The sequence below is a fragment of the Nocardia sp. NPDC051321 genome (assembly GCF_044455225.1).
Lineage (GTDB): Bacteria > Actinomycetota > Actinomycetes > Mycobacteriales > Mycobacteriaceae > Nocardia.
In genome coordinates this window covers 158,954-182,372 of record NZ_JBITEM010000008.1, presented here as the reverse complement: position 1 = coordinate 182,372, position 23,419 = coordinate 158,954, and the positions used below count along the sequence as shown (strand labels likewise).

19 protein-coding genes are annotated in these 23,419 nt (G+C 65.9%); 11 read left to right on the top strand and 8 right to left on the bottom strand.

Going from position 1 to position 23,419, the window contains the following annotated elements:
* Positions 1 to 10: 10 nt before the first annotated feature.
* Positions 11 to 1,126 (bottom strand): mandelate racemase/muconate lactonizing enzyme family protein, encoded by a 1,116-nt coding sequence (locus tag ACIA8C_RS20615; RefSeq protein WP_397136915.1) that lies wholly within the window; start codon positions 1,124 to 1,126, stop codon positions 11 to 13.
* Between the two features lie 136 nt (positions 1,127 to 1,262).
* Between ACIA8C_RS20615 and ACIA8C_RS20610 the strand changes: the two genes are divergently transcribed.
* Entirely contained in the window at positions 1,263 to 1,949 is a 687-nt protein-coding gene (locus ACIA8C_RS20610; RefSeq protein WP_397136913.1) for an FCD domain-containing protein, read from the top strand.
* 70 nt (positions 1,950 to 2,019) lie between these two features.
* Positions 2,020 to 2,649 carry a LysE family translocator gene (locus ACIA8C_RS20605; protein WP_397136911.1) on the top strand — a complete coding sequence of 210 codons (630 nt, stop codon included), beginning with the start codon at positions 2,020 to 2,022 and terminating at the stop codon, positions 2,647 to 2,649.
* Between the two features lie 151 nt (positions 2,650 to 2,800).
* Here ACIA8C_RS20605 and ACIA8C_RS20600 read toward each other — a convergent pair whose 3' ends face one another.
* The gene (locus ACIA8C_RS20600) at positions 2,801 to 3,394 is read right to left on the bottom strand and encodes a hypothetical protein (RefSeq protein ID WP_397136909.1); all 594 of its coding nucleotides are present in this window, start codon (positions 3,392 to 3,394) and stop codon (positions 2,801 to 2,803) included.
* Between the two features lie 414 nt (positions 3,395 to 3,808).
* On the opposite strand from ACIA8C_RS20600, the gene ACIA8C_RS20595 reads away from it, so the two are divergent.
* On the top strand, positions 3,809 to 4,333 hold the full coding sequence (locus ACIA8C_RS20595) for an EF-hand domain-containing protein (protein WP_397136907.1): 525 nt from the start codon (positions 3,809 to 3,811) through the stop codon (positions 4,331 to 4,333).
* 54 nt (positions 4,334 to 4,387) lie between these two features.
* Here ACIA8C_RS20595 and ACIA8C_RS20590 read toward each other — a convergent pair whose 3' ends face one another.
* From ACIA8C_RS20590 to ACIA8C_RS20575, 4 genes are all read right to left on the bottom strand, one after another.
* Positions 4,388 to 5,062 carry a L,D-transpeptidase gene (locus tag ACIA8C_RS20590; protein ID WP_397136905.1) on the bottom strand — a complete coding sequence of 225 codons (675 nt, stop codon included), beginning with the start codon at positions 5,060 to 5,062 and terminating at the stop codon, positions 4,388 to 4,390.
* A gap of 5 nt (positions 5,063 to 5,067) precedes the next feature.
* Positions 5,068 to 6,558: a YfcC family protein gene (locus tag ACIA8C_RS20585; RefSeq protein WP_397136903.1), complete on the bottom strand. Its 1,491-nt coding sequence runs from the start codon at positions 6,556 to 6,558 to the stop codon at positions 5,068 to 5,070.
* Positions 6,559 to 6,635: 77 nt separating this feature from the next.
* Positions 6,636 to 6,872, bottom strand: a complete 237-nt coding sequence (locus ACIA8C_RS20580; protein WP_397136901.1) for a hypothetical protein — start codon at positions 6,870 to 6,872, stop codon at positions 6,636 to 6,638.
* A gap of 62 nt (positions 6,873 to 6,934) precedes the next feature.
* Entirely contained in the window at positions 6,935 to 8,362 is a 1,428-nt protein-coding gene (locus tag ACIA8C_RS20575) for a short-chain fatty acyl-CoA regulator family protein (protein WP_397136899.1), read from the bottom strand.
* A gap of 119 nt (positions 8,363 to 8,481) precedes the next feature.
* On the opposite strand from ACIA8C_RS20575, the gene prpD reads away from it, so the two are divergent.
* From prpD to ACIA8C_RS20535, 8 genes are all read left to right on the top strand, one after another.
* Complete coding sequence (gene prpD, locus ACIA8C_RS20570; protein WP_397136897.1) at positions 8,482 to 9,984, top strand: 2-methylcitrate dehydratase PrpD; 1,503 nt, start codon at positions 8,482 to 8,484, stop codon at positions 9,982 to 9,984.
* Positions 9,984 to 10,898, top strand: coding sequence for a methylisocitrate lyase (gene prpB / locus ACIA8C_RS20565; protein ID WP_397136895.1), 915 nt, complete (start codon positions 9,984 to 9,986; stop codon positions 10,896 to 10,898). The genes prpD and prpB overlap by 1 nt, the downstream gene beginning before the upstream one ends.
* Complete coding sequence (locus ACIA8C_RS20560) at positions 10,895 to 12,064, top strand: bifunctional 2-methylcitrate synthase/citrate synthase (protein ID WP_397136893.1); 1,170 nt, start codon at positions 10,895 to 10,897, stop codon at positions 12,062 to 12,064. Before prpB ends, ACIA8C_RS20560 begins: the two co-directional genes overlap by 4 nt.
* A gap of 372 nt (positions 12,065 to 12,436) precedes the next feature.
* Positions 12,437 to 13,165, top strand: a complete 729-nt coding sequence (locus tag ACIA8C_RS20555) for an alpha/beta fold hydrolase (protein WP_397136891.1) — start codon at positions 12,437 to 12,439, stop codon at positions 13,163 to 13,165.
* Positions 13,166 to 13,356: 191 nt separating this feature from the next.
* Positions 13,357 to 13,815, top strand: coding sequence for a hypothetical protein (locus tag ACIA8C_RS20550; RefSeq protein WP_397136889.1), 459 nt, complete (start codon positions 13,357 to 13,359; stop codon positions 13,813 to 13,815).
* Between the two features lie 89 nt (positions 13,816 to 13,904).
* Entirely contained in the window at positions 13,905 to 14,771 is an 867-nt protein-coding gene (locus tag ACIA8C_RS20545) for an ADP-ribosylglycohydrolase family protein (protein ID WP_397136887.1), read from the top strand.
* Between the two features lie 706 nt (positions 14,772 to 15,477).
* Entirely contained in the window at positions 15,478 to 16,920 is a 1,443-nt protein-coding gene (locus ACIA8C_RS20540; RefSeq protein WP_397136885.1) for a flavin monoamine oxidase family protein, read from the top strand.
* A 61-nt stretch (positions 16,921 to 16,981) separates the two neighbouring features.
* Complete coding sequence (locus tag ACIA8C_RS20535) at positions 16,982 to 17,656, top strand: response regulator transcription factor (protein WP_397136883.1); 675 nt, start codon at positions 16,982 to 16,984, stop codon at positions 17,654 to 17,656.
* 23 nt (positions 17,657 to 17,679) lie between these two features.
* On the opposite strand, the gene ACIA8C_RS20530 is transcribed toward ACIA8C_RS20535, so the two are convergent.
* Both ACIA8C_RS20530 and ACIA8C_RS20525 read right to left on the bottom strand, forming a co-directional pair.
* A complete protein-coding gene (locus tag ACIA8C_RS20530) occupies positions 17,680 to 19,089 on the bottom strand; it encodes an FAD-dependent oxidoreductase (protein ID WP_397136881.1) in 1,410 nt (469 codons plus the stop codon).
* Positions 19,082 to 23,419 (bottom strand): amino acid adenylation domain-containing protein, encoded by a 4,338-nt coding sequence (locus tag ACIA8C_RS20525; protein WP_397136879.1) that lies wholly within the window; start codon positions 23,417 to 23,419, stop codon positions 19,082 to 19,084. The genes ACIA8C_RS20530 and ACIA8C_RS20525 overlap by 8 nt, the downstream gene beginning before the upstream one ends.

The following is a 23,419-nucleotide window of genomic DNA, read 5'->3' as shown; positions in this document are numbered from 1 at the left end:
TCGCCGCACATCACTGGTCAACAACAAGAGTGTCGCGCAACGCCGCGCGATCGACCGTCAGGCCTAGACCAGGGCGGTCCGGCACGGTGATCCGGCCGTTGACCGGTTTCGGCGCGTCCGGGAACAGCAGCTCGCCGACCTGCACCATGCCAAGATGCCATTCGAGGATCCAGCCGTTCATCAGCCCGGCCAGGGTGTGCAGGTTGAACAGCGGCCAGCCGCCGCCGTGCGCGAGCGGCAGGTTGTAGATCTGCGCGAGGTGCGCGGCCTTGCGTGCCTCGGTGAAACCGCCGCAGTAGCAGACATTGGGTTGCAGGATGTCCACGGCTTGCTGCTCGACCAGCTCGCGCAGCCGCCACCGGTGCCCCTCCATTTGCCCGGCGGCCAGCGGAATCCTGGTGTGCCGCCGCAGATCCGCCATCGCGCGGGCGTCGTTCTGGTGCAGCGGTTCCTCGAACCAGGTCAGGTTCGCGTCCTCGACGGCGCGGCACAGGCACGCGGCCGCGGTGGGGGTGAACAGGTAGTTGGCGTCGATCATCAGGTCGATATCGGGGCCGACCGCGTCGCGGACCGCGTGAACGCGCGCGGCGTCCTCGCGCCAGCCGCCCTTGTCTACCGCGACCACCAGCTTCAGCGCGGTCACGCCCTGATCGAGTTGCAGTTGCGCTGCGGCGCAGAGTGTTTCACGGTCGTACTGGGGGAATCCGAATGTCACATAGACCGGCACCTCGGTGCGCGCGCCGCCGAGCATGCTGGCGACCGAACGCCCCGCCGCCTTGCCGTTGATGTCCCATAGCGCGATGTCCAGCAGTGACAGCGCACTGGACACCACGCCGGTCATGGTGCGCGGGTTGAGTTTTCGCCACACCCGCTGGTGAATCGCCTCCAGCTCACGTGGATCCATATCGACAACGACGGGCAGAAAGTGTTGTTCTAGCGCGACCACCACGGCTCTGGCCAAGAAGTGACCGGTGAGAGCGACACCGGTCAGCCCCTCGTCGGTCTCGACCTCGCAGAACACGAACTCGCGTTGCTCCTCGCGGCCGTAGCCGCTGACCCGTTCGCTCAGTAGTGGCACATCGATCGAGGTGGTGTGCACGCTGGCTCGGATGTCTTTGATTTTCATTCCGTCCTCCTTCGTTCGCTCGGGACGGTGAACCGAGTCTGCGCGCGCAAATCGTCAACTGTCAACGATTTGCAATTGACGATCCGCTCTGGGAGACTGCGAAGCTGTTGACTGGTGTGGTGCAAGGGAGACGGGGATGACCGAACAGGCACAGGCGATGACCGCGCTGCAACGCCGGGTGGCCGAACATCAGTCCAGTTCGCTCCTGCAGGTGATCGCCGAGGAACTCGAGCAGCTGATCATCGCGGGCGCCCTCACCGGCGGCGACCGCATCAACGAGTCCTCCCTCGCCGCGCGGCTCGGCGTCAGCCGAGGACCGGTGCGCGAGGCCCTGCGCCAGCTCGAACGCGGCAAGCTCGTCGAATTCCGCACCAACAGAGGCATGTTCGTGCGCGAGGTCTCGGTGGCCGAGGCCGCCCAGCTCTACGACATCCGCGCCAGCCTGTTCGGCCTGGCCGGCCGCCTCGCCGCCGAACGCATCACCCCGGGCCAGCTCACCGAGCTACGCGCCAAGGTCGACCAACTCCAAGCCGCCGTCCCCACGGTCGACGACTACTACCCCCGCAACGTCGACCTGCACCGCACCCTCGTCGCCCTGTCCGGCAACCCGCGCCTGGCCGACCTCTACGACGACGTCTCCAAGGAACTCCACCTCTTCCGCCGCCACGGCCTCGAGTCCGACACCGCCCGCACCATCTCCAACTGCCAGCACAGCGAAATCCTCGAGACCATCGCTTCCGGTGACCCCACCACCGCGGGCCGCCTGATGGAGGCCCACATCCTGTCCGGCAAAGAGCGCATGCTCGCCGCACTGCGGGACTGAGCCGGTATCCGGGACAAGGCCCGGCGAAATCCAGCTGCCCGGCCGCATCGGGATCGCTTAAGGTGGCGATGTGATTTCTACAGCACAGACGCTCGCCCTCGGCGGCGTGATCCTGGTGGGCGCGATGTCGCCGGGACCGGATTTCGTTATCGTGACGCGAAGTTCGGCACTGTCCGGACGCCGAGCCGGAATGGCCTGCGCGGCAGGGATTGCCGGCGGCGTATTCCTCTGGTCGGTGGTGAGCGCACTCGGTGTCGCGGGGCTACTCGCGGCTTCCGCGCTTGCCTTCACCATCGTCAAGCTCATCGGCGCGGGCTATCTGATGTTGCTCGGCGTCCGGGCATTGCTTGCCGCGCGCCGCGGCGGTTACGACACGGCAGCGGAACTACCGGCCAGCGGGCCGAGCGCGATCGCCGCATTCCGCCAAGGACTGCTCACCAACCTGCTCAATCCGAAGGTCGCGGTCTTCTTCATCGCGCTACTCCCCCAGTTCGTCCCCGCCGAACCCGCTGTCACCGACACCCTTTCCCTCGGCGCCATCGCCGCGCTCGTCTCCCTCACCTGGTTCACCGTGCTCGCCAACATCGTCAACGCACTGCGCGGCATCCTCGCCAAGGCGACCGTCCGCCGCACCATCGATACCGTCATGGGCACCCTACTGGTGGCCTTCGGCGTCCGAATCGCACTGCAGAGCAACTGAACTCAGGCAACGTCGCCGGGCGGCGCGAGCGCGTTGCCCGGTCCGAGCACCTGACAAGGCCCACATCCTCTCCGGCAAGAGCGCATGCTCGCAGGACTGAATCGAACGCGCAATTCCTCGAGTCGACACGACAGAGGTCGCCGTCATTCGTCTACGTCGACCCCGTATCCGCGCGCGAGGGTGGCCAAGCCGGTGGCATAGCCCTGTCGCTCACGACTGGCGTACCCAGCTCGATTGCCTTGCGCGCCTTACTCGTTGCCGAGTTGGGTGAGTTCGACACCAGGACACTGGTCAGTCTGCTGACACCCTCGGTCACGTCCAGTCCGGCGGACTCCGCGCGACTCACCAGGATGTCCCGATCGATCAGGGTATCGCCGGCAATAGCGCTCTTCATCCCCTGAACCAACCGCCCTCCGGTCTCTAGCCGACCTGGATAGCGGTGGACGCACGGCTGTTTCGGACCGTTGCGTGAGGTGCGCCCACCCCATGCACTCTGATAGTTCTCCTTCGGCGGGCACCGCAGCAGCGGTGGTGCGATACCCATCCGCGCGGCATCGGCCACCAACGCGCGAAGCACGCCGACGAGAACGCGAGTGTCATCGAGTGCGTTATGCGCCCTGGCCTGCGGGACGCCGTAATAAGTCGCGAGCGTGCCGAGCTTGCAGTCCGGAGTCGGCGGGGACACTCGACGCGCCAGCGCCAGGGTCCAGCAGAGTGTGAAACTCTTGCGCCACGTTCCCGCCACCGTCCAACGTCAGTGCCGCGACCGACAGGACCCGATGATCCCCAGCCCGTAGGCCTGGCGTCTCCACATCCACCACCGTGAACGAGCCGAACCCCGCATCGACCGGCAAACCATCAATAGTGCTCGAGTTCCCCTGCATACCATCGCATCGCGGCCGAGGTGGCAAACGTTGCACCCGGTCGAGATCCGTTGCGAGCGTTCGATTTATGAACGACAAAGGTTCGACACGGCGACCGACTCGCCGGATCAGGCGTCACGCAAGTCTCGAAACCATCACCAGTACAGGGGATTCGGTGAAGAATGAGAGCAGTTCTTCGGTGCGACCCGACTTTTCGCAAATCTGGCCGCAAAACGGGTGTCTGCGCCCGTCCGGGCTCGGCCCCACTGCTACCACCTGATGAGAAGGACAGATCCATGGCAGATCCTGCGAAGAGTCAGAAATTCAACACCGTCTTCGACTGGTTCGACCAAGGCGGTGACGGCTACCTCTCCGAATCCGACTTCCAGCAGATGGCGGCGTTGTTCACCGCCCTACCGGGTGGCGACGCCCCGGAAAACGCAAAGGCGCTCAACGGCGCCTTCGACAGATGGTGGAGCCTGCTCCTAGCCGGCGGCGACAGCGACGGCGACGGAAAACTCGACCGCCAAGAGTTCATCGACGTCATGGAATCCAGCGTTACCGCGCCAGAAAATTTCGAGACCGCGGTACTCTCCATCGCCGACGCCTTCATGCGCATCGTGGACACCAACGGCGACGGCACCCTAACCTTCAATGAGTACGTCCAAATGTACGACGGCCTCGGCATCGACCCAGCCCATTCCAGTGAGGCCTTCCGCCGCCTCGATCGCGACGGCGACGGCGCACTCGGCTACGCGGAATTCCGGACCGCGATCGTCGAGTACTATCTCAGCGACGACGAAAACGCCCCGGGCAACTGACTTTTGGGCCCGCCGAGCTAGGGCGTCGACACCAGCAGGAGTCCGTGCGCTGATTCACGTCAGTTCGTTGTCGGGGCCGAGCACGATGCGGGGTGAACGCTTCGGGTCCAGCCAACGTAGGACGAGCAATAAGTCCGCGCGGTCGAGGCTGACACAGCCGGAGGTGTCGTCGGATCCGTTGGCGTGCAGGAAGATCGCGCTGCCTGCACCGGGGACGGCCGGCACGTTGTAGGTGATGACGGCGAAGTAGGCGTATTGCGGGGTGACCCGCCATAGCGCCTCGCTCGCGCCGCCGGGATCGGCGCCGTGCTGGAAGGTGTTGTAGCCAGGGGTCGATGGGTTCGCGTTCCACCAATCACCCTTGGCGAGAACGTGATAGGGATAGTGGGTGCCCGGATCCGGCTCGATGCCGTAGAGGGTGTCACCGAAACCGTACATGCCGGTCGGCGTCGACGGCTCCGACTCCCGGTGGTGGTCGCTGAAGCCGTTTTCGCCGATCCTGGCGACCATCGCCGGGAACGCGCGCCGCCAGTCGCCGTCGACCTTCTCGAATGTCTCCAACGTCGCGTAAGTGGTTGCGGCAGTGGGCGCGTGCACGATCACCACCTGACTGGTCGCCGCTGGGACGGCATGCAACACGGGGGTGAGATCGGGACCGCCGCACACCGATGTGGTGCCCATGACGACCCCCGAGACCAGGAGTCCGATGACGCACTGCGTAGCGGTCATGCGTGTCAGACCCAAGCACCGAAGGCGAGGAACGCGCAGATCAGCACGAACAGGATGCCCATCAGCGGGGCGACGAAGCGCACGTAGCGGTCGTAGCGCACCTTCGCCAGGGCGATACCGCCGGTCACCACCGCCGTGGTCGGGGTGACCAGGTTGGCCCAGCCGGAGGCCGACTGCCACGCGGTAACCACCAGGGAGCGTTGCACATTCGCGAAATCGGCGAGCGGCGCCATGATCGGCATGACGAGGGTGGCATGGCCCGAGCTGGACGGGATCAGGAAGCCGAGCGGAACATTCACCAGAAACACCGCGACCGCGAACAACGCCGAGGAGGTGCCGGTCACCACGCCTTCCAGGGCATGCAGCGCGGTGCTGGTGATTTCGGTGTTGTTCATGACGACGGTGACACCGCGCGCCAGCACGATCACCATGCCCGCCCCCACGAAATCGCCGAAGCCCTTACCGAACGCCTCGGACATCTTGTTCTCCCCCAGTCCACCGACCAGCCCGATCGCCACCGCGCCGACCAGGAACAGTGCGGTGAGTTCCGGGAAGTACCAATCCAATTCCCACCGGAACCGCGCGGCGCCGGGGCCGTCGATCACCTCCGCCCACGGAATGATCGCGAAGATCATGAACGCGAAAGTGAGCGCGACCAGCCAGAGCACCGCGGCTTGCCTGCGGGTCATCGGGCCGGTCCGGTGGTCATCGGCCCGCACGTCGCTGTCGCCGGGCTGCCAGCCCGACCACGACTTGCCGGGATCCCGCTTGACCCGGCGCGCGTACCAGAGCACGTAGCCGACGGTGGTCGTGGTGAGCACCACCAGCATGGCGATGCGAAGCATGATGCCGTCGCCGATGGGGACGTCGGCGGCCGAGGACGCGGTGCCGGTAGCGAAGGGGTTGACGGTCGAGCACAGCATGCCGATACCGGCACCGCAGATGATCGCGCCGACCGCGGTCATCCGGTCGTAGCCGAGCGCCAACGTCAACGGCACCAGTAGTGCGTAGAAGCCGAGGGTTTCCTCCGCGAAACCCTCCACCGTACCCGCGATCGCGAAAACCACCATGACGCCGACGATCAGCAGCGACGACCGGCTACGCAGCCGATAGGCCAGCTGCCCGATGCCGCTGTCGAGCGCGCCGGTGGCGAAGGCGACGGTGATGAACGCGCCGACGGCCAGCACGAACAGGAACACCGCTGCCGCGCCATACAGATGGCCGGACAGGTCGGGACCCACCTGACCGGACTTGGCGTCCTGAATGCCATAGAGACCGTTGATCGGCGAGAGGAAAAGATCACGCAGCCGCGCGCCGAAATTCTTGACGTCTTCGATTCGATGGTAAGACCCGGCGATCGGGTGGCCCTTGTCATCCAGGTCGTAAGCGCCCGGCGGAATGACGAACGCCGCGAGCCACACCAGCACAGCGACACCGGCGAGGATCGTGTAGGTGGAGGGAAAGTACCGCGCACGCAGGTCACCGCGCTGGCTCATCCGCACATGGAACCACTCGTCGCGACCGGTTCAGCAATGCCTCGGCGATGTTTATCCAAGAGAGACCGAAGCGGCCATCAGATGTCCAACAACCCCACCGGCGCCAAGCCCGTCAACACCTGCGGTAGCTGGCACGATGGTGCCGGCGCGGCCATCATGGCTGGGTGTCCTTGTTTCGCTTGGTCGAACCGCCCCTGTTCACCCGTCTGCGGGACGCCACCACGGTGGTGATAGCGGGGGCTGGTGGCGGATTCGATGGCTATGGCGGCCTGCCGCTCGCCGTGGCGCTCGAAGGGCTCGGCAAGAAGGTGCATCTGGCGAATCTGTCGTTCAGCGACCTGCGCCGCACCCGCACAGCCGCATTCCGCACTGACCGTCAGCCGCGTTGGTCGCTCGGCGTGTATGGGATGTTGAGGGCGTTGTTTTCGTCGACGCGGATGGGGCGGCCGAGTTGGGGGAAGGCGCGTTGGGCGCAGGTGGGGCGTTCGCAGACTTTGCAGCCGGGGCCGATCGGGATGGCGGCGCCGGGGTCGTCGATCGGAAGTCCGTGGGAGTAGACGAGTTTGGGTGCGTAGGTGAGGTCACAGCCGAGGCCGATGGCGAAGTCGCGTTTGGGTGAGAGGTAGCCGGGGGTGCTTTCGTCGGTGGTGCGGGCCAGCCACAGGTAGCGGCGACCGTCCGGCATTTGGGCGATCTGGGTCCGGATGCGGCCCGGCGTCGCGAAGGCCTCGTGCACCACCCACAGTGGGCAGCTGCCACCTACGCGGGAGAAGTGGAAGGCGGTGGCGGACTGGCGTTTCGAGATATTTCCGGCGCGGTCGGTGCGGACGAACAAGAACGGCACACCGCGGCGGCCCGCACGTTGCAGGGTGGACAACCGGTGGCTGACGGTTTCGAAGCCGACCTCGAATTTCGCTGAGAGCAAGTCGATGTCGTAACGCAGCGCCTCCGCGGCATCGTGAAACGCGGTGTATGGCAGGATCAATGCTCCGGCGAAGTAGTTGGCCAGTCCGACCCGGAGCAAGCCACGCGACTGCGGGGCGAGCGAATCCGCCTGTGCGATAACCGCGTCGATGGTGTCGGCCTGAGTAAGGAACGCTAATTGGGTCGCGAGCTGGAACGCGCGTTGCCCGGCCGAGAGCCGTCGAGCCAGGGTGAGGATTCGGGTGGCGGGATCGAAAGTGCGTTTCGGGCCAGGCTGATCGGGGTCATCGGTGCGGATAACGACCGCGATGTCATGTTCCTCGCGCAGCAGCCTGGTCAGCTGTAGATCCAAGCCACCGAGGGTGAATCCGCGGCGAGTGAACAGTTCTTCGGCGGCGGCGTCCAGGTCGGGGATGTGGTTGCGGTGGTCGTAGAAGAAGTCGCGGACGTCTTCGTAAGGCATGCCGGTGCCTGTATCGGAGGCATGAGTGTCGATTCCGGCGGAGACGCGTTCGAGCTGTTCGGTAGCGCCGCGTAAACGACGATGCATGCCGATCAGCACTCGCGCCGCCGCGGGAATGCGGGAAACGAGTTCATCGATCTCGGTGGTCGTGATGGCCACGCCGTCGGGGTCCTCGGCGAAGACCTCCTGCAGATCGGCGAGCAGCCGCGCGTCGGTGTCGGCGGCGAAGAACTGCATGTCCAGATCGAAGGTCGAGTTGAGTCGCAGCAGCACCGGCACGGTCAGTGGGCGCTGGTCGTTTTCCAGCTGATTGACATAGCTGACCGACAGCCCGAGGGTGGTGGCCATCCCGGTCTGGGTCAGGCCTCGTTGTTCACGCAGCGCGCGCAGCCGACCGCCCGCATACATCTTCTGCATAACCCGAAATCTAGCACTCGCGTCTTACACAACTTTTACAACGTTGCTGATTCCCTTCCGCAAATATAGGCATTTGCGAGGTATTTCCGCAGTGGACCGTTATGTGTAGCGTGCGAAATATGAAGAATCATCTCATTCGAACGCACCGCTCCGCCGAGCAGTTTCCGCGCGAAGAACACCTCGCGTGGCGCATCGCCGAGGTCGCCACCGACCCGGTCGAGGTGGCGCCGGAGACGACGGAGATGATCATCAACCGGATCATCGACAACGCCTCGGTCGCGGCGGCGTCGCTGACCAGGCGCCCGGTCGCCAATGCCCGCGCCCAAGCGCAGGCGCACCCTTACCAACCGGGCGCGGCCGTGTTCGGTGTCGGCGGCAGCTACTCCCCCGAGTGGGCCGCCTGGGCCAACGGCGTCGCGGTGCGTGAACTCGATTTCCACGACACCTTTCTCGCCGCCGAGTACTCCCACCCCGGCGACAACATCCCGCCGATCCTGGCCGTCGCCCAGCACGCCGGACGCACCGGACGCGACCTGATCCGCGGCCTGGCCACCGGATACGAAATCCAGATCGACCTGGTGCGCGCGATCTGCTTGCACGAGCACAAGATCGACCATGTCGCGCACCTCGGCCCGTCCGCCGCGGCGGGCATCGGGACGCTGCTCGGCCTCGACGCCGAAACCAGCTACCAGGCCGTCGGACAGGCACTGCACACCACGACCGCGACCAGGCAGTCCCGCAAAGGCGAGATCTCCAGTTGGAAGGCCTACGCGCCGGCCTTCGCGGGCAAAATGGCCGTCGAGTCCGTCGATCGGGCGCTGCGCGGCGAGGGTGCGCCGTCGCCGATCTGGGAGGGCGAGGACGGTGTGATCGCCTGGCTGCTCGGCGGCCCGAAGGCCGAGTACTCGGTGCCGCTGCCCGGCCCCGGCGAGCCGAAGCGCGCGATCCTGGACTCCTACACCAAGGAACATTCCGCCGAGTATCAGAGCCAGGCGCCGATCGACCTGGCCCGCCGGATGCGCGAGCAGATCGGCGATCTCGACCAGATCGCTTCGATAGTGCTGCACACCAGCCATCACACCCACGTCGTCATCGGCACCGGCTCCGGCGACCCGCAGAAGTTCGATCCGACGGCCTCGCGCGAGACCCTCGACCACTCGGTGATGTACATCTTCGCGGTCGCGCTGCAGGACGGAACCTGGCACCACGAACGGTCTTACGCGCCGGAGCGGGCGCAGCGGCCCGACACCGTTGAGCTGTGGCGCAAGATCTCCACGGCTGAGGATCCCGAGTGGACGCGGCGCTATCACTCGACCGACCCCGCGGAAAAAGCGTTCGGCGCACGGGCCGAAGTCACCCTGAAGAGCGGCGAGGTGATCGTCGACGAGCTCGCGATCGCCGACGCGCATCCGCTCGGGGCGCGGCCGTTCGCCCGCGAGCAGTACATCGCGAAGTTCCGCACGCTGGCCGAGGGCGTCATCGCACCCGCCGAGCAGGATCGCTTCCTCGACGTCGCGCAGCGCACCGCCGAACTCAGTGCCGCGGAATTGTCGCAGCTGTCGTTCACGGTCTCCGACGAGGTCCTCGCGCGGGCGCCGCAACTGCCGAACGGACTGTTCTGATGGCGGGCCTTATTGCCGCGGAGACCTCGGCCGCCGACAAGCGCGTTGCTTTCCGGGCCGGTCTGGTCTCGGGTTCGATTCAGCGGTATCCCGGTGCGTTCAACCCGTTGGTGGCCAAGCTGATTCAGGAGATCGGGTTCGAGGGGGTCTATGTCTCCGGCGCGGTGGTCTCCGCCGATCTCGCGCTGCCTGATATCGGGCTCACCACGCTCACCGAGGTTTCCGAGCGCGGGCAGCAGATCGCGCGGGTCACCGAGCTGCCGGTGCTCATCGACGCCGACACCGGGTTCGGTGAGCCGATGAGCGCCGCGCGCACCGTGACCGTCCTCGAGGACGCCGGGATCGCGGGCTGTCACTTCGAGGACCAGGTCAACCCGAAACGCTGCGGGCACCTCGACGGCAAGGCCGTGGTGCCGACCCAGGAGATGGTGCGCAGGCTGCGGGCGGCCGTATCCGCAAGGCGGGACCCGCATTTCGTGATCTGCGCGCGCACCGACGCCGCCGGGATCGAGGGCATCGACGCCGCCATCGAACGCGCCAAGGCGTACGCCGACGCCGGTGCGGACCTGATCTTCACCGAAGCGCTCTACACCGAGGCCGACTTCGCGAAGTTCCGCGCCGCCGTCTCGATTCCGTTGCTGGCCAATATGACCGAGTTCGGCAAGTCCGAGCTGCTGTCGGCGAAGACGTTGGAGTCGATCGGTTACAACGCGGTCATCTATCCGGTTTCCACTCTGCGCCTGGCGATGTGGGCGGCCGAGAACGGTCTGCGCGAGATCTTCGCCGAGGGCACCCAGGCGGGTTTGCTCGATCGGATGCAACCCCGAAGCAGGCTCTACGAACTGCTGCAGTACGAGCGCTACAACGAATTCGATTCCGACGTCTTCAATTTCAGCCTGGGAAGGGACCAATGAATACCGCATCGCTGCGCGATCCCGGTGGCCGGACGACGGATGGGCCGCAAGCCGCCATACCTACTATCTACAAAGGTCTTGCCGGTGTCGTCGTGGACACCACTGCCGTCTCCAAGGTGGTGCCGGAAACCAATTCGCTCACCTATCGCGGTTACGCCGTGCAGGATCTGGCCGAACACTGCGGCTTCGAGCAGGTCGCCTACCTGCTGTGGCATGGCGAGCTGCCCAATGACGCTCAGCTGGAACGGTTCTGCCTGCAGGAGCGGGCCACCCGCCGCGCCGATCGGTCGCTGCTGTCGCTGGTGACGAAGATGCCCGACAACTGCCATCCGATGGATGTCGTGCGCACCGCGATCAGCTATCTCGGCGCGGAGGATCCCGCCGAGGACGACAACAGCCCAGCCGCCAACCGCGCCAAGGCATTACGGATGATGGCGGTGCTGCCGACCATCGTCGCGGCCGACCACCGCCGCCGCCACGGTCAGGACCCGATCGCCCCGCACTCGCACCTCGGGTTCGCCGAGAACTTCCTGAACATGTGCTTCGGCAAGATCCCGTCCCCGGAACTCGTGCAGGCGTTCGAAGTATCGCTGATCCTCTACGCCGAGCACAGTTTCAACGCTTCGACCTTCGCCGCCCGCGTGGTCACCTCGACCCGGTCCGACATCTACAGCGCGGTGACCGCGGCCATCGGCGCGCTCAAGGGCCCGCTCCACGGCGGCGCCAACGAGGCGGTCATGCACGACATGATCGCGATCGGCGACCCCGCCTTCGCCGAGCAGTGGCTGCGCGACAAGCTCGCGAAGAAGGACAAGGTGATGGGCTTCGGGCACCGCGTCTACAAGAACGGTGACTCCCGGGTGCCGACGATGAAGAAGTCCTTCATCGACATCGCCACGGCCACCGGCGGTCACAAGTGGGTCCAGATATACGAGATCCTCGAGCGAACCATGAACAACGCAACCGGCATCAAACCCAACCTGGACTTCCCCACCGGCCCCGCCTACTACCTACTCGGCTTCGACATCGAAGTATTCACCCCCATCTTCGTAATGAGCCGAATCACCGGCTGGACCGCCCACATAATTGAACAAAGCGAATCCAACGCCCTGATCCGCCCCCTGAGCGAATACATCGGCGTCCCCCAACGCTCAGTCGTAGCCTGACCTAACCGATCATCGCCACCAAGGGCGAGCTGGTCTTCGATTGGAGTCAGGTCGCACCCGCCGCCATGAACTAACGTGTGCTGGTGAAGACGACGTAACCCTTCAGATCTCGCCGTTGACGTGGAGTTCATTCGGCGGCAATCGGATTCACGGTGGCTAGTTGGGGAGCGCGAAGGTCGCGCCGTGTAGTGCGAAATGGGGGAATCGTGGCTGGTAGTGCGGTGCACACACTGGGGGTGTCGGAGTGGGTGGGGACTCGGGATGGGCGGTGGTTGCACGCGATGGTGGCGGGTGGGCCGCAGGGGGGGTATTGCGGGGCCGACTGTGGTGTTCGAGGCGGGGGCGGCGGCCGATCGGTCGTCGTGGGCGCGGGTGCAGCCGGAGGTCGGGGGGTTTGCGCGGGCGATTGTGTATGACCGGTCGGGACTGGGGCGCAGTGCACCCGATGTGGCGGATCGGACGTTGCGGCACATGGCCGATGATTTGAATGAGGTGCTCGATCACTTCGGCCCTGGGCCGTTCATTCTTGTCGGCCATAGTGCCGGCGGTCCGATTGTGCGCCTCGCGGCCGCGGGCCGCCTCGATCGGATCGGCGGTCTCGTGCTCGTCGACCCGGCCGATGAAGCCGCAGATGTGCTGTTCGGTCGCATGTTTCGCCGTATGGAGCGCGGCGCGATCGCCGTCAATCTCACCCTTGCTCGACTCGGTTTGCTGGAGGTGTTGTTTCGTAACCATATGCGCGACGTACCTGCCGACGTTCGCCGCGATATGGCACGAGAGGCGTTCGAGCCCAGCGTAATTCGGACGCATCGGCAGCAGGCCCGCACCTTCATCGATGAGCTGGCCACGTGGCGCGACGGATCGCCCGACCTCGGGTCCGTCCCGGTAACCGTCATCTCGGGCGCCCGTGCCGGGGACGGCATGAACGCAGCGATCCGCGCCGAAGCCATCTCCGCACACGCCTACCGCGCCGCGCAGTCGCCGCACGGCCGCCACGTCGTCGCCGAAAACTCCAGCCACTACGTTCCGGTCACCGAGCCCGATCTCATCGTCCGCGAAATTGCCAGAATGATCCCGTCGGTGGCGGACGTGGGTAGCTGATCTCACACCCTGCGCGCCCGAGGAATCGAGATGAATTCCGAATAATCGCACAGGCCCACGAAACCACGGAAGCTATACGTGGAAAGTCCGTTTGCGACTTAACTTCCGTGAAGTGAAACTTACACTGCTGGCCCGAATTGGTTGCGCGTCTTAAACTCTCAATCCCGACGGTATTCGACGGAAAGTAGCCGATGGGTAAGCACCGCGCACCACGAAAGCCCGACGTTCCGATGCGGTTGGCAATGGTGTCGACCGCCGCGTTGATCACCGCGTTGATCGCTGCCGACCGGGAGGGGTCCCAGAGCAGCGAGCCGACCGCGAGTCGCGGCCTCACCACCGTGGGTGAGCCGAGTGGACCGTTCTCCGTGCCATCGGTCGGCGAGCCGGAAGCGATACCGGAGGTCCCGAATAGTGACCGCCCGCCCGCGGAAACCCAGCAGCCCGTTGCGCCCGAGCCCGCCGGGAGACATCGTCGCGAGGAACCGGCGGTGCCGGCCGACGATCCCGAACCCCCGCACCCGCGCGACGTGCTCAGCGGCGCGACGGCGGCGTGGATCTCAGGCACTACGCAGGGCTACGAGTGGCTCGCGCACCTCGAGAAGTGCATCGTCGATCACATGACGTCCGGCATGGAGCAGCGCATCGTGTAATCGGCGGTTGCGCTAACCGGTTGCGGTTTGGCACGATTGCCGCACTTATGCCGCTGCTTTCCGATCCCGTTTCCGACAGCCTCGATGGTTTGTCCGTTGGCGATGCGCTGGGTGCACAGTTCTTCGTGCCCGGCCGGTCCGTCCCCGATCTGCTAGCCGGGCGTCCGCCGGCCGCCCCCTGGCCGTGGACCGACGACACCGAGATGGCCTGTTCGGTCTACTCGGAAATCCGCGGCCGCGGCCACATCGACCAGGACGCCCTCGCGGCCGTCTTCGCCGACCGCTGCGAACCCTATCGCGGCTACGGCGCAGGCACAGTCGTTGTGCTGCACGAGATCCGCGATGGCCGCCCGTGGGCCCAAGCGGCAGGCGCCGCATTCGGCGGTGGCGGATCGTGGGGCAACGGCGCCGCGATGCGGGTCGCCCCGCTCGGGGCGTATTTCGCCGACGACCCGGACCGAGCGGCAACAGAGGCGGCGCTGTCCGCCGAGGTCACCCACCGACATCCGGAAGCGATCGTCGGTGCCATGGTGATCGCCGTCGCGGCCGCCCACGCCGCCGCGACACGCGAAACCAGTTGCACGCCAAGCGGATTACTACAGTCGGTCGAGCCGTACCTGGTCGACGGCCGTACCGCCGACGGTATCCGTCGAGCCCGAAACCTACTCGGCCGACCGGTAGCCGAAGCGGCGTACAAGCTCGGCAACGGCGCGGCGGTCAGCGCCCAGGACACGGTGCCGTTCACCCTGTGGGCAGCCGCGACATTCCTCACGGACTACCCGTCCGCCATCACCGCGTGCATAGAGGCCGGTGGCGACGCGGACACCACGGCCGCGATCGTCGGCGGAATAGTCGCGGCCCACACCGGAATCGGCCAACGCGACGAAATCCGAGGCGTCCCGGAGTATTGGCTGGCCGCCCGCGAGCCCCTACCGCCGTGGTCGACAACCTCGTAGCGCCCGTGCCCACACCCCGGCCCAACCACACCGAGATCCGCACGCCCTCTTGGGATCCGCCCCCGGTTTAGTGCCCTATTCCGCTCCCCGTGAGACACATGAGGGCTCTGTGGGTCGTCCGGCGGGTTCCGTATTGGCGGCGAAACTTGTCAATTATCGCGCGATCGAAAATGTGGGCACGCCGTTTACGACTTGTCAGGATTGGCGACAGGAGTTCACTACGGCCCGCCCGCGCAGCCGCTGAGCATCTGCGGCGGAGAATGACAGACCCTTCGGTCCGATATAACACTCCGGCGGTTGCAGTAGGTTTGCCTACGATCCGCCGAACAGGCATGCAAAGTCGAGATGTCATGTCCAGTACCACATTTGACGAGGCACATCCGCGCATAAATAGACCACTCCGACGGCAGTCGCCTGCGATTAGTTACGAGTCAAACAGAAGCCATAGTGTGATAACGGTCACACCGACACAAGCAAACACCATCCGTCCAGAGAGGTCTCAACCACCCCGGCCGAGTTAAATTCCAGCTACTGAAACTTGTTTGCTGCGCTCAGCACATCTTGATACGATTGTTTCATTCAACCATTGGTTGAAGATCAATGATGAAGCTATTTTCCGTGAGCGTGATGATTTATCAATGATTTCGGTTCAGAATACCACGGATGAGCCGGTGAAAATCAAGCGCAGTTCACCGGAGGGAATGCAGTGCAGGGGCTTACGCAAGAAGATGTCCGACATACGTTCGACGGGGGGCTCCCGTCGAGGAACAACATCGATTCCGCGATCATTGTCGGCGCCGGTCTCGCCGGACTCGCGGCCGCATTCGAATTAGCAAAGCAGGGAACGCAGGTCACCGTTCTCGAAGCGAATGATCGCCCGGGCGGGCGGACGTGGACCTACCGTCACCCCTTCGCCGACGGCCTGCATGCGGAAGCCGGCGCGATGACGGTGACCGAACAATGCCATTACACGATGCACTATCTCGGTGCCATGGGCCTGGAGACCGAAGCGAGCGATCTCGTCGACACCGATTTCAGCTACTACCGCAACGGTATTCGGATCCGACCGGACCAGGTCGCCGACCATGCCGAAACCTTGGGGCTGCACCAGGACGAGCGGAACCTCACCGTCACCGACCTGTTCGCCAGATACGTCACCAAGTTCAACGAGAACATCGGCCCCGAGGTCGCCGCACTCGACTGGACCCCGACGCCCAATCTCCTGGAACTCGACCAGATCTCGGTGCGCCAGGTGCTCGAGGACCAAGGCGCGTCTCCCGCCGCGATCGGCCTGATCGAGCCGCTGTTCCTCGAAATGCGCGGCGGCGAACTGGAATCCGCCTCGGCGATGGCGTGGGCCCGCTACGAGTCGAGCCCCCGCTCCTTCTCCACCGCGGACGCCAAGTGGTACAAGGTGAAAGGCGGCACCGACCTGCTGGCCCGGGCACTCGCGGACAAGGTCAAAGACCGTGTCTTTTACCGGAAGCCGGTCGTCCGCATCAGCCAGACCGACCACGAAGCACAGGTCACTTTCCTGGATCGCGACCGGCTACAGACATTGAGCGCGGACCGGGTCATCGTCACCGCACCGTTCAGCAGTGTCCGGCGACTCAACCTGTCGATGGCCCGGCTATCGGCGGCAAAGCATTCGGCTATTCGCCAACTCAGATACGTATCGGTCCTGCGCATATATCTGCAGATGCGCAATAAATTCTGGCCGGAAAACCGCCTGATGTTATCGACGGATACCCCGATCTGCACAGTCCGCGACGCCACCCCACGGCAACCGGGCCCCCGAAAGATCCTCGAATGCTGGCTCACCGGCTGGCCCGCTCAGGCGGCGGCGAGCATGAGCGAGGACGAGCGGGTGAATTTCGCACTGCGCGAAGTGGAGTCGATGCTGCCGGGGGCGCGCGACAACTTCGAGGTCGGCGCCTCCGTGGCCTGGGACAACGAGCCATTCGCCGGAGGTGCCTACGTGCTGCCGGAGGTGGGCCACAGCGAACTCATGGAGCACACCCGAACATCGGAGGGCCGAATACATTTCGCAGGCGAGCACACCGCGTTCGAACCGAACGGCGGCTCGATGAACTACGCATTGGAGTCATCTATTCGAGTTCTCCTCGAACTCTCGTCCGGAACGGAGTAGGGCTGTGCTGCATCCGCGCTTGTTGATCGTGGCGGACTGTGAGGGGATCGAGGATACGGTCATGGACCTCAAGCGGCACGGTTTCGAACCCGAGCCCATCGCCACCGGAGCCGAAGTCCTGGCCGCCTACCCCGATTTCGACGTGATCCTCATCGATCTCGACTTCACCGATTTCGACGGACTCACCCTGTGCCGGGAAATCCGCCGGGCCAGCGATATTCCGATCATCGGTTTTTCGTCCTTCGAGCTGGATCAGGTGCTCGCGCTGGAAGCCGGTTGCGACGACTGCGTCGTGAAGCCGTATCACAGCCGTGAGCTGATGGCGCGGCTGAGAGGCCTGCTGCGCCGCGTGCACATGATGTCCCAACCGGCACTCATCGTCGGCCAACTGGAGATCGACTCGGCGCTGCGCGAGGTCAGGGTCGGTAATCGGCTGATCGAGTTGACCCGCAAGGAGTTCGAGCTGCTTCGCCTGCTCGCCACCGAACCGCAGAAGGTTTTCTGCCGGGCCGAACTGCTGCAGCGGGTGTGGGGATATGACGATGTGGACGCCGAGGTGACGTCGCTGGCCAGCCGGACCATCGACACCCACCTCAGCAGTGTCCGCAAGAAGCTCGGCTCCCCGGACTGGATCGTCACCGTGCACGGCGTCGGGTTCCGCTTCAATGACGAAGCGACCCGCGGCAAGTCGGCGCCGACCGCCGAGCCGGTCCGGGCCGGCGGGGCGGCCGGATAACCCGGCCGGATAACCCGCCGCCCTCACCCCATCCGTGCCGTGGACGGAGTGAACTGCGGCGTGAACGTGCCGCCGTACGACTCGGCGAACTCCTCGATGATGGCGTCCTGCTCGGCTCGAACGTCGCGCCCCTGGCACAGCGCGTCCAGCACCGCGCTCGACTCCTGCTGCACCCGTTGGACGGCGTCGTAGGGCATGTGCGTGAACGCCACCAATTGGTAAAGCGGCGTGTACAAATCGGGACGCAGCTCGTGCAGCCGTCGTTCCAGCGCCTTGCGTGCCAGGAACAGCGGGCTGTTCACGTGGTCGGAGAGTTCTTCGAGGTTTCGCATCGACAACTCGGCGAGCGCGTGCCCGGCCTTGACCCGCACGTCGCTGTATTCGTCGACAACGACTTCCGCGACCGTCCGGACGGTGCCACCCTCGGACCGGACCGCGGCCTGGAACTTCTCCAGCAGACTCGCCAGCGTGGCGGCATCCTCGAAACTGCAGTTGATGCCCTGTCCGTAGAACGGGACAACGGCGTGCGCGGCATCGCCGACCAGCACCGCGCGCCGATGGTGATAGGGCGCGGTGTTGATGATCCGGAGCTGTCCTGGACTTCGACCGGCCAGTTCGTTGCCGACCTCGGCCATCCGCCCGAAGACATCGGGGAATTCCCTCGCGCAGTAGTCGCTGATCGTCGCCGCCGACGGCAGATCCGAAAAGTGCCGTCCCGCACCCGTACCGGCCGTCGGCTTGAACAGGCTGGTGGTGAAGGTCTGATCCCGATTCGGCTGGGCCTGCAGGAAGTGGTCGCCGCGCGGCCACAGGTGCATGCCCGTCGGGTCGGCATCCCGGTAGTCCATGGTGATCTCGGCATAGCCGTGCGCGATGGTGTCGCGCGTCATCCGCATGTCATCCGGATGCGCGGCGACGATGGCGTCCCGCACCGCACTGTTCGCGCCGTCGCAGCCGACGAGCAGATCACCGGCGACCCAGGTCGAGGAACCGTCCCGATCCCGCAGCAGCGCCGCGGCACGCGCGGTGTCGACGTCGACGCACTCCCGTCCGTAGTGGATTCGAGCGCCCGCACGCAACGCCTGATCACGCAGCAGGTCCTGCAGGATCCCGCGCGGGATGGACAGCAGGTGATGGTTGTGACTCGTCCCGTACGCCTGCGTGGAGATCGCGCCATCACGATGGTGGATGATCCGTTTGGCCAGCACCGAACCCTGCAGATACAGGCGGCGCCGGACCGAGAGCGGCAGGCAGTCGAGCCCGCGTGAGGTGAGCGTCAGGTTGAACGAGTGACCGGACCCGGTGCCCGCCGACTCCGTTTGCCGCTCGAACAGATCGACCTGCAGCCCTTGCCGCCGCAGCAGTGTGGCCAGCGCGCAGCCGACCGGCCCGGCGCCGATGATCACTACCGAGCGCATCGCTAATTCAGTCATCGTTGTCTCCTCCATGTGCGGGCTGCGCGATGGCGCCGACGGCGCGGAAATACTCGAACATCCGGTGAATCCATCCCGGATCCGCCTGCGGGTAAGGGCATCCGACGTCGGCGAGGGCGCGCCCGGATTTCGCGTTATCGAACGAATGCGCGCCCAGGCGCATCACGCCCTCGCGCATGAGCGGCACCAGCGGGCCGAGTCCGCGGCGCTGATCGTCGTTCTCGGCGGCCTCCCGTTCCAGCGCGGCCATCCACTCGGATCCGCTGGTCGAGACGGTCGCGTAACCCTCCGCGCGAATGGCCTCGACGATGGTTGGCCAGTCGAGTCCGTCCGGGTGGTACAGATGCCAATTCTCGTTGTCCGGCTTGTCTTCCGACAGGCGGATGATCGCTCGCGCGACGTAGTCCACCGGCAGCAGATCGATGGCCGGGGTCTCGACGATGTCGTCCGGGTAGCAGCCGAGCAGCGCGAATCCCTTCATCTGCAACCAGAAGAAGTCGTCGTGCCTGCATGCTCCGGTCCGGCGGTGACCGGCGATGCGGCCGACGCGGTGCACGGTGACCGGTAGCCCGGCGTCCCGTGCCCGGAACGCGAGCTGCTCGGCAACCCATTTGCTCTGCGAGTACCCGATGCCGAGCGACGCGGGGTCACCCGGCACGGTGTCCTCGCCGACCTGGCCGGAGGTGGAATCCGGCGGGAAGACGCCGAGCGTGGAGATCAGCCGCAAGGGTGTGCGGTTGATCCCGCAGAAGTCGAGCAGGTTGCGCAGTCCGTCGACGTTCGTGCGCTTGACCGTGTGATAGGGCACGACGAAGTTGATATGCGCGGCCGCGTGATAGACATCGGTAACCGCACGCGCCAAGGCCTCGTAGTCGTTGCCGAGACCGAATCGCGGTTGGTCGAGATTGCCGAGGCATACGCCGACCTCGTCGAGCCCGGAGGGGTCGAGCGCGAACTTCCGGAACGTCCGGCGCAGGCGGTCCCGCCCGTCCGCGACGCTGTCGGCACGGACCAGGCAATGCACGCGGTGCCCGGTGCGCAGCAGCTCGTCGAGCAGGTGGCTGCCGAGGAATCCGGTTGCGCCGGTGAGGAATACCGCGCCGCCGACCGGTTCCTCCCGCTCCCCGACGACCAGGTCGGGCAGGCGGGTGTCCGCGCTGAGGTCCGGTGCCGCGGCCGCATTGCGGTCGGCAAGGCTCTTGGTCATGCCGTGCGGTGTCGGCGTGCTCAGCAGCGTGGACAGCGCGACGTCGGTGTGGAAGCGCTGCTTGACCAGCCGGTGCAGGCGCGCGGCGAGCAGCGAGTGGCCGCCGAGTACGAAGAAGTCGTCCTCGGGGGTGCCCGGGTGTTGTCCGAGCACCTCATTCCACAGCTCGGCCATCGTCCGTTCCGAATCCGTCCATGCGACATCGGAATTCGCGGCGGGTTCGGGCGCCTCAGTAGGCAACGACTCCAGGGCACGGCGGTCGGTCTTCCCGTTCGGTGTCACCGGGATGGTGTCCAGCCGGGTGACCTGTCGCGGAATCATGTATCCGGGCAGCACCGCACCGAGCCGAGTGCGCCAATCCCGCGGCGGCTCCGCGTCGCTCTGCACGAATGCGTGCAGCGCGCGGTCACCCCCGTCGGACACCACGATCACGGCGGCCGCGTCCACGTCCAACTCGCGCTCGAGCGCGGCCTCGACCTCGCCGGGTTCGACGCGGTAACCGCGAATCTTGACCTGGTCGTCCTTGCGGCCGCGGTAGTGCAGGCGCCCGTCCGGTGCCAGCACCACCACGTCACCGGTGCGGTACATCAGCTGCCCGGCGACGAACGGATCCGGGACCATGGCTTCGCGCGTCTTGTCCGGCAGCCCAAGGTATCCGGGCGAGACGACCGGTCCCGCAACGCACAGTTCCCCTTCGACGCCGAACGGCGCCCGCCGGGCCGCGCCGGTCGAATCGGCGTCGAGCACGTACGCGTCGACCCCCGCGACCACCCGGCCGATGGACGGGATGGTCGGCCACGTCTCAGGATCGGCGGGAAGCTCGTCCCAGCTGCACAGGTGGGCCTCCGACGGCCCGTACGCGTTGATCAGCCGGGCGTCCGGATTCCGCCGGAACATCGCCCGCACGTCGCCGGTGATCACCAGCCGCTCGCCGGTGACATACACCTCGCGCAGGTCCGGCAGTTCCACCGTGGACGACCGCAGCACGGCGGCGAGCTCGCGGAGGGTGACATACGGGAGATACGCCCGCTCGACCCGCTCTTGGGCCAGCAGCGTGGCCAAGGCCTCGAAATCGGTGCGGGCCCGCGCGGGTGGAATGACCAAAGTGCCGCCGTTACACAGTGTTCCGAACACCTCGATGGCGAATACGTCGAAGGCGGGTGGCATGTACTGCAGCGTGCGCATCCGGCGGTCCGAGGTGAAGAGGGCCTGGTTGTGCACGAGGTTGGCCAGCGTGATCTCCGGCATCCGAACGCCCTTGGGGCGGCCGGTGGAGCCCGAGGTGTACACGATGTAGGCCGTATCCTCCGGCGTCTTCCTCGGCTGCTCGAAGGAGGTTTCCGCACTGGCTATTTCGGTCGCATCGATGACCTCGAGCGCGTCGGGCAGCGAGGCATCCGTGATGTCGATCTCGGGCGCGCGCACCAGAATCGTTGCGCCACAGTCGTTCAAGGTGAAGTTCAGTCGATCCCACGGTTGATCGGCATCGAGCGTGACGTAACCGCCGCCCGCCCGCAAGATCCCGAGCACCGAGGCGATCAGGTCGAGCCCCGGCCGCATCAATACCGCGACCGGCTGCCCGTCGCGGACGCCGCGGTCCGCCAGGGTCGCCGCAAACTCGTCTGCGCGCCTCGCCAATTCGGCGTAGGTGACGACGGTGCCGTCCACGGTGATCGCGGGGTCCACACTCGCCGACGCCGTAGTCGCCGCGAACAGGTCGGCGGTCAACTCGGTGCCGAGCTCGGGAGCGTCGGTCCGGCGCGCGCACAGCTCGGCGATCGCGCGCTGCTCCTCCTCGCTCGTCCAGTGCAGGTCGTCGACCTGCGCGTCGGGGTCGGTGAGCACGCTGTCCAGCAGGACCTGCAGGCGCTGCGCCAGGTATTCGGTGAATTTCTCGCCGTCGGCCGCGGCGGTCGCGTGCTCGACGACCAGGGTGTAGTGGTCGGGGGTCTCGTCCACCGTGATCGCCAAGTCGTACTTGGCTCCGCCCGTCTCGTGCTCCCACGTCTCGACTCCCCAATCGGGCAGGTCCAAACGCCGGGCGGCGGCGGGCATTACGGTGACCATCGCGTTGAACAGGGCGCCGTCCTGGCTGCCCCCGGCCGCGCGCAGCTCGCCGAGGACGGCTTCCAGCGGCGCGTGCCGGTGCCGAAGTGCGTCCAGCACTTCCCGTTTCACCGCGCGCAGCACGTCGCGGGCAGTCGACTGGCGGTCGAACCGATGTTGCAGCACAACGGTATTGGTGAGATGTGCGAGCACCTCGGCGTCACCGGCACCGCGCACGGAAACCGGGAGGCCGAGCAGCACGTCGTCCTGACCGGTCTGCCGGCGCAGCAGCACGAAGCTGAGCGCGACGAAGAACATGCTGGTGGTGACGCCCGCTGCGGCGCAGAACTCACGCACGCGCGCCGACACCCGCTCGTCGAGCAGCACCTGCCGGGTGACATGCCGTGCGGTGCCCTCGGCAGGCAGGCCGAGCGGGGCCGCCGCCGGCGCGTCGGCCAGCTTGTCTCGCCAGTACCGCAATGTCTCGGCGTCGGTGGACAATTCGGTCCACCGCTCATAGGCCTCGATGGCCTGACGCCGATCCTGCCGTGACGGTGCGTCGCCGCGCAGCACCGCGGTGTAGGCCGCTTCCACCTGACTGAGGTACGGCCTCCACGACATGCCGTCGAAGACGGTGTGGTGGATGTTGAACACCAGCACGCTGTTGCCCGCGTCGCCGAACCGGAGGTGTCGTACCCGCGCGAGCGGTCCGGCGCGCAGATCGAAAGCGGCGCTGGCGATCTCGTGCACCTGCTCGGCCACCCACGCCTCGGTCTCGCCACCGGCATGGTCGCGTACATCGACGGTCGGTGCCAGCTCGCGATGCACCACCTGCCGCAGCTCGCCGTCGGCAGCCATCTCGAAGGTGGTGCGCAGCGCGGCATGCTCTCGGTGGACGACGTCCAGGGCCGCTAGGAGATGTTCGTGGTCCAACCGGGTTCCCAGACGCAACACCAGTGGCTGGTTGTACGCCGTGGGATCGGCCCCGTAGATGCTGTCGAACCACAGTCCAGGTTGAGCCGGCGACGCGGGCAGGCGCTGCGTGCCGTTCGCGGTGTGTTGATCGGTAGCCGTCAT

Bases quoted from the DNA above. Each gene is read 5' to 3' on its own strand.
- ACIA8C_RS20615 (WP_397136915.1), bottom strand. From the start codon at position 1,126: ATGAAAATCAAAGACATCCGAGCCAGCGTGCACACCACCTCGATCGAT.
- ACIA8C_RS20610 (WP_397136913.1), top strand. From the start codon at position 1,263: ATGACCGAACAGGCACAGGCGATGACCGCGCTGCAACGCCGGGTGGCC.
- ACIA8C_RS20595 (WP_397136907.1), top strand. From the start codon at position 3,809: ATGGCAGATCCTGCGAAGAGTCAGAAATTCAACACCGTCTTCGACTGG.
- ACIA8C_RS20590 (WP_397136905.1), bottom strand. From the start codon at position 5,062: ATGACCGCTACGCAGTGCGTCATCGGACTCCTGGTCTCGGGGGTCGTC.
- ACIA8C_RS20585 (WP_397136903.1), bottom strand. From the start codon at position 6,558: ATGAGCCAGCGCGGTGACCTGCGTGCGCGGTACTTTCCCTCCACCTAC.
- ACIA8C_RS20580 (WP_397136901.1), bottom strand. From the start codon at position 6,872: ATGCACCTTCTTGCCGAGCCCTTCGAGCGCCACGGCGAGCGGCAGGCC.
- ACIA8C_RS20575 (WP_397136899.1), bottom strand. From the start codon at position 8,362: ATGCAGAAGATGTATGCGGGCGGTCGGCTGCGCGCGCTGCGTGAACAA.
- prpD (WP_397136897.1), top strand. From the start codon at position 8,482: ATGAAGAATCATCTCATTCGAACGCACCGCTCCGCCGAGCAGTTTCCG.
- prpB (WP_397136895.1), top strand. From the start codon at position 9,984: ATGGCGGGCCTTATTGCCGCGGAGACCTCGGCCGCCGACAAGCGCGTT.
- ACIA8C_RS20560 (WP_397136893.1), top strand. From the start codon at position 10,895: ATGAATACCGCATCGCTGCGCGATCCCGGTGGCCGGACGACGGATGGG.
- ACIA8C_RS20550 (WP_397136889.1), top strand. From the start codon at position 13,357: ATGGGTAAGCACCGCGCACCACGAAAGCCCGACGTTCCGATGCGGTTG.
- ACIA8C_RS20535 (WP_397136883.1), top strand. From the start codon at position 16,982: ATGGACCTCAAGCGGCACGGTTTCGAACCCGAGCCCATCGCCACCGGA.
- ACIA8C_RS20530 (WP_397136881.1), bottom strand. From the start codon at position 19,089: ATGACTGAATTAGCGATGCGCTCGGTAGTGATCATCGGCGCCGGGCCG.
- ACIA8C_RS20525 (WP_397136879.1), bottom strand. From the start codon at position 23,419: ATGACGGCTACCGATCAACACACCGCGAACGGCACGCAGCGCCTGCCC.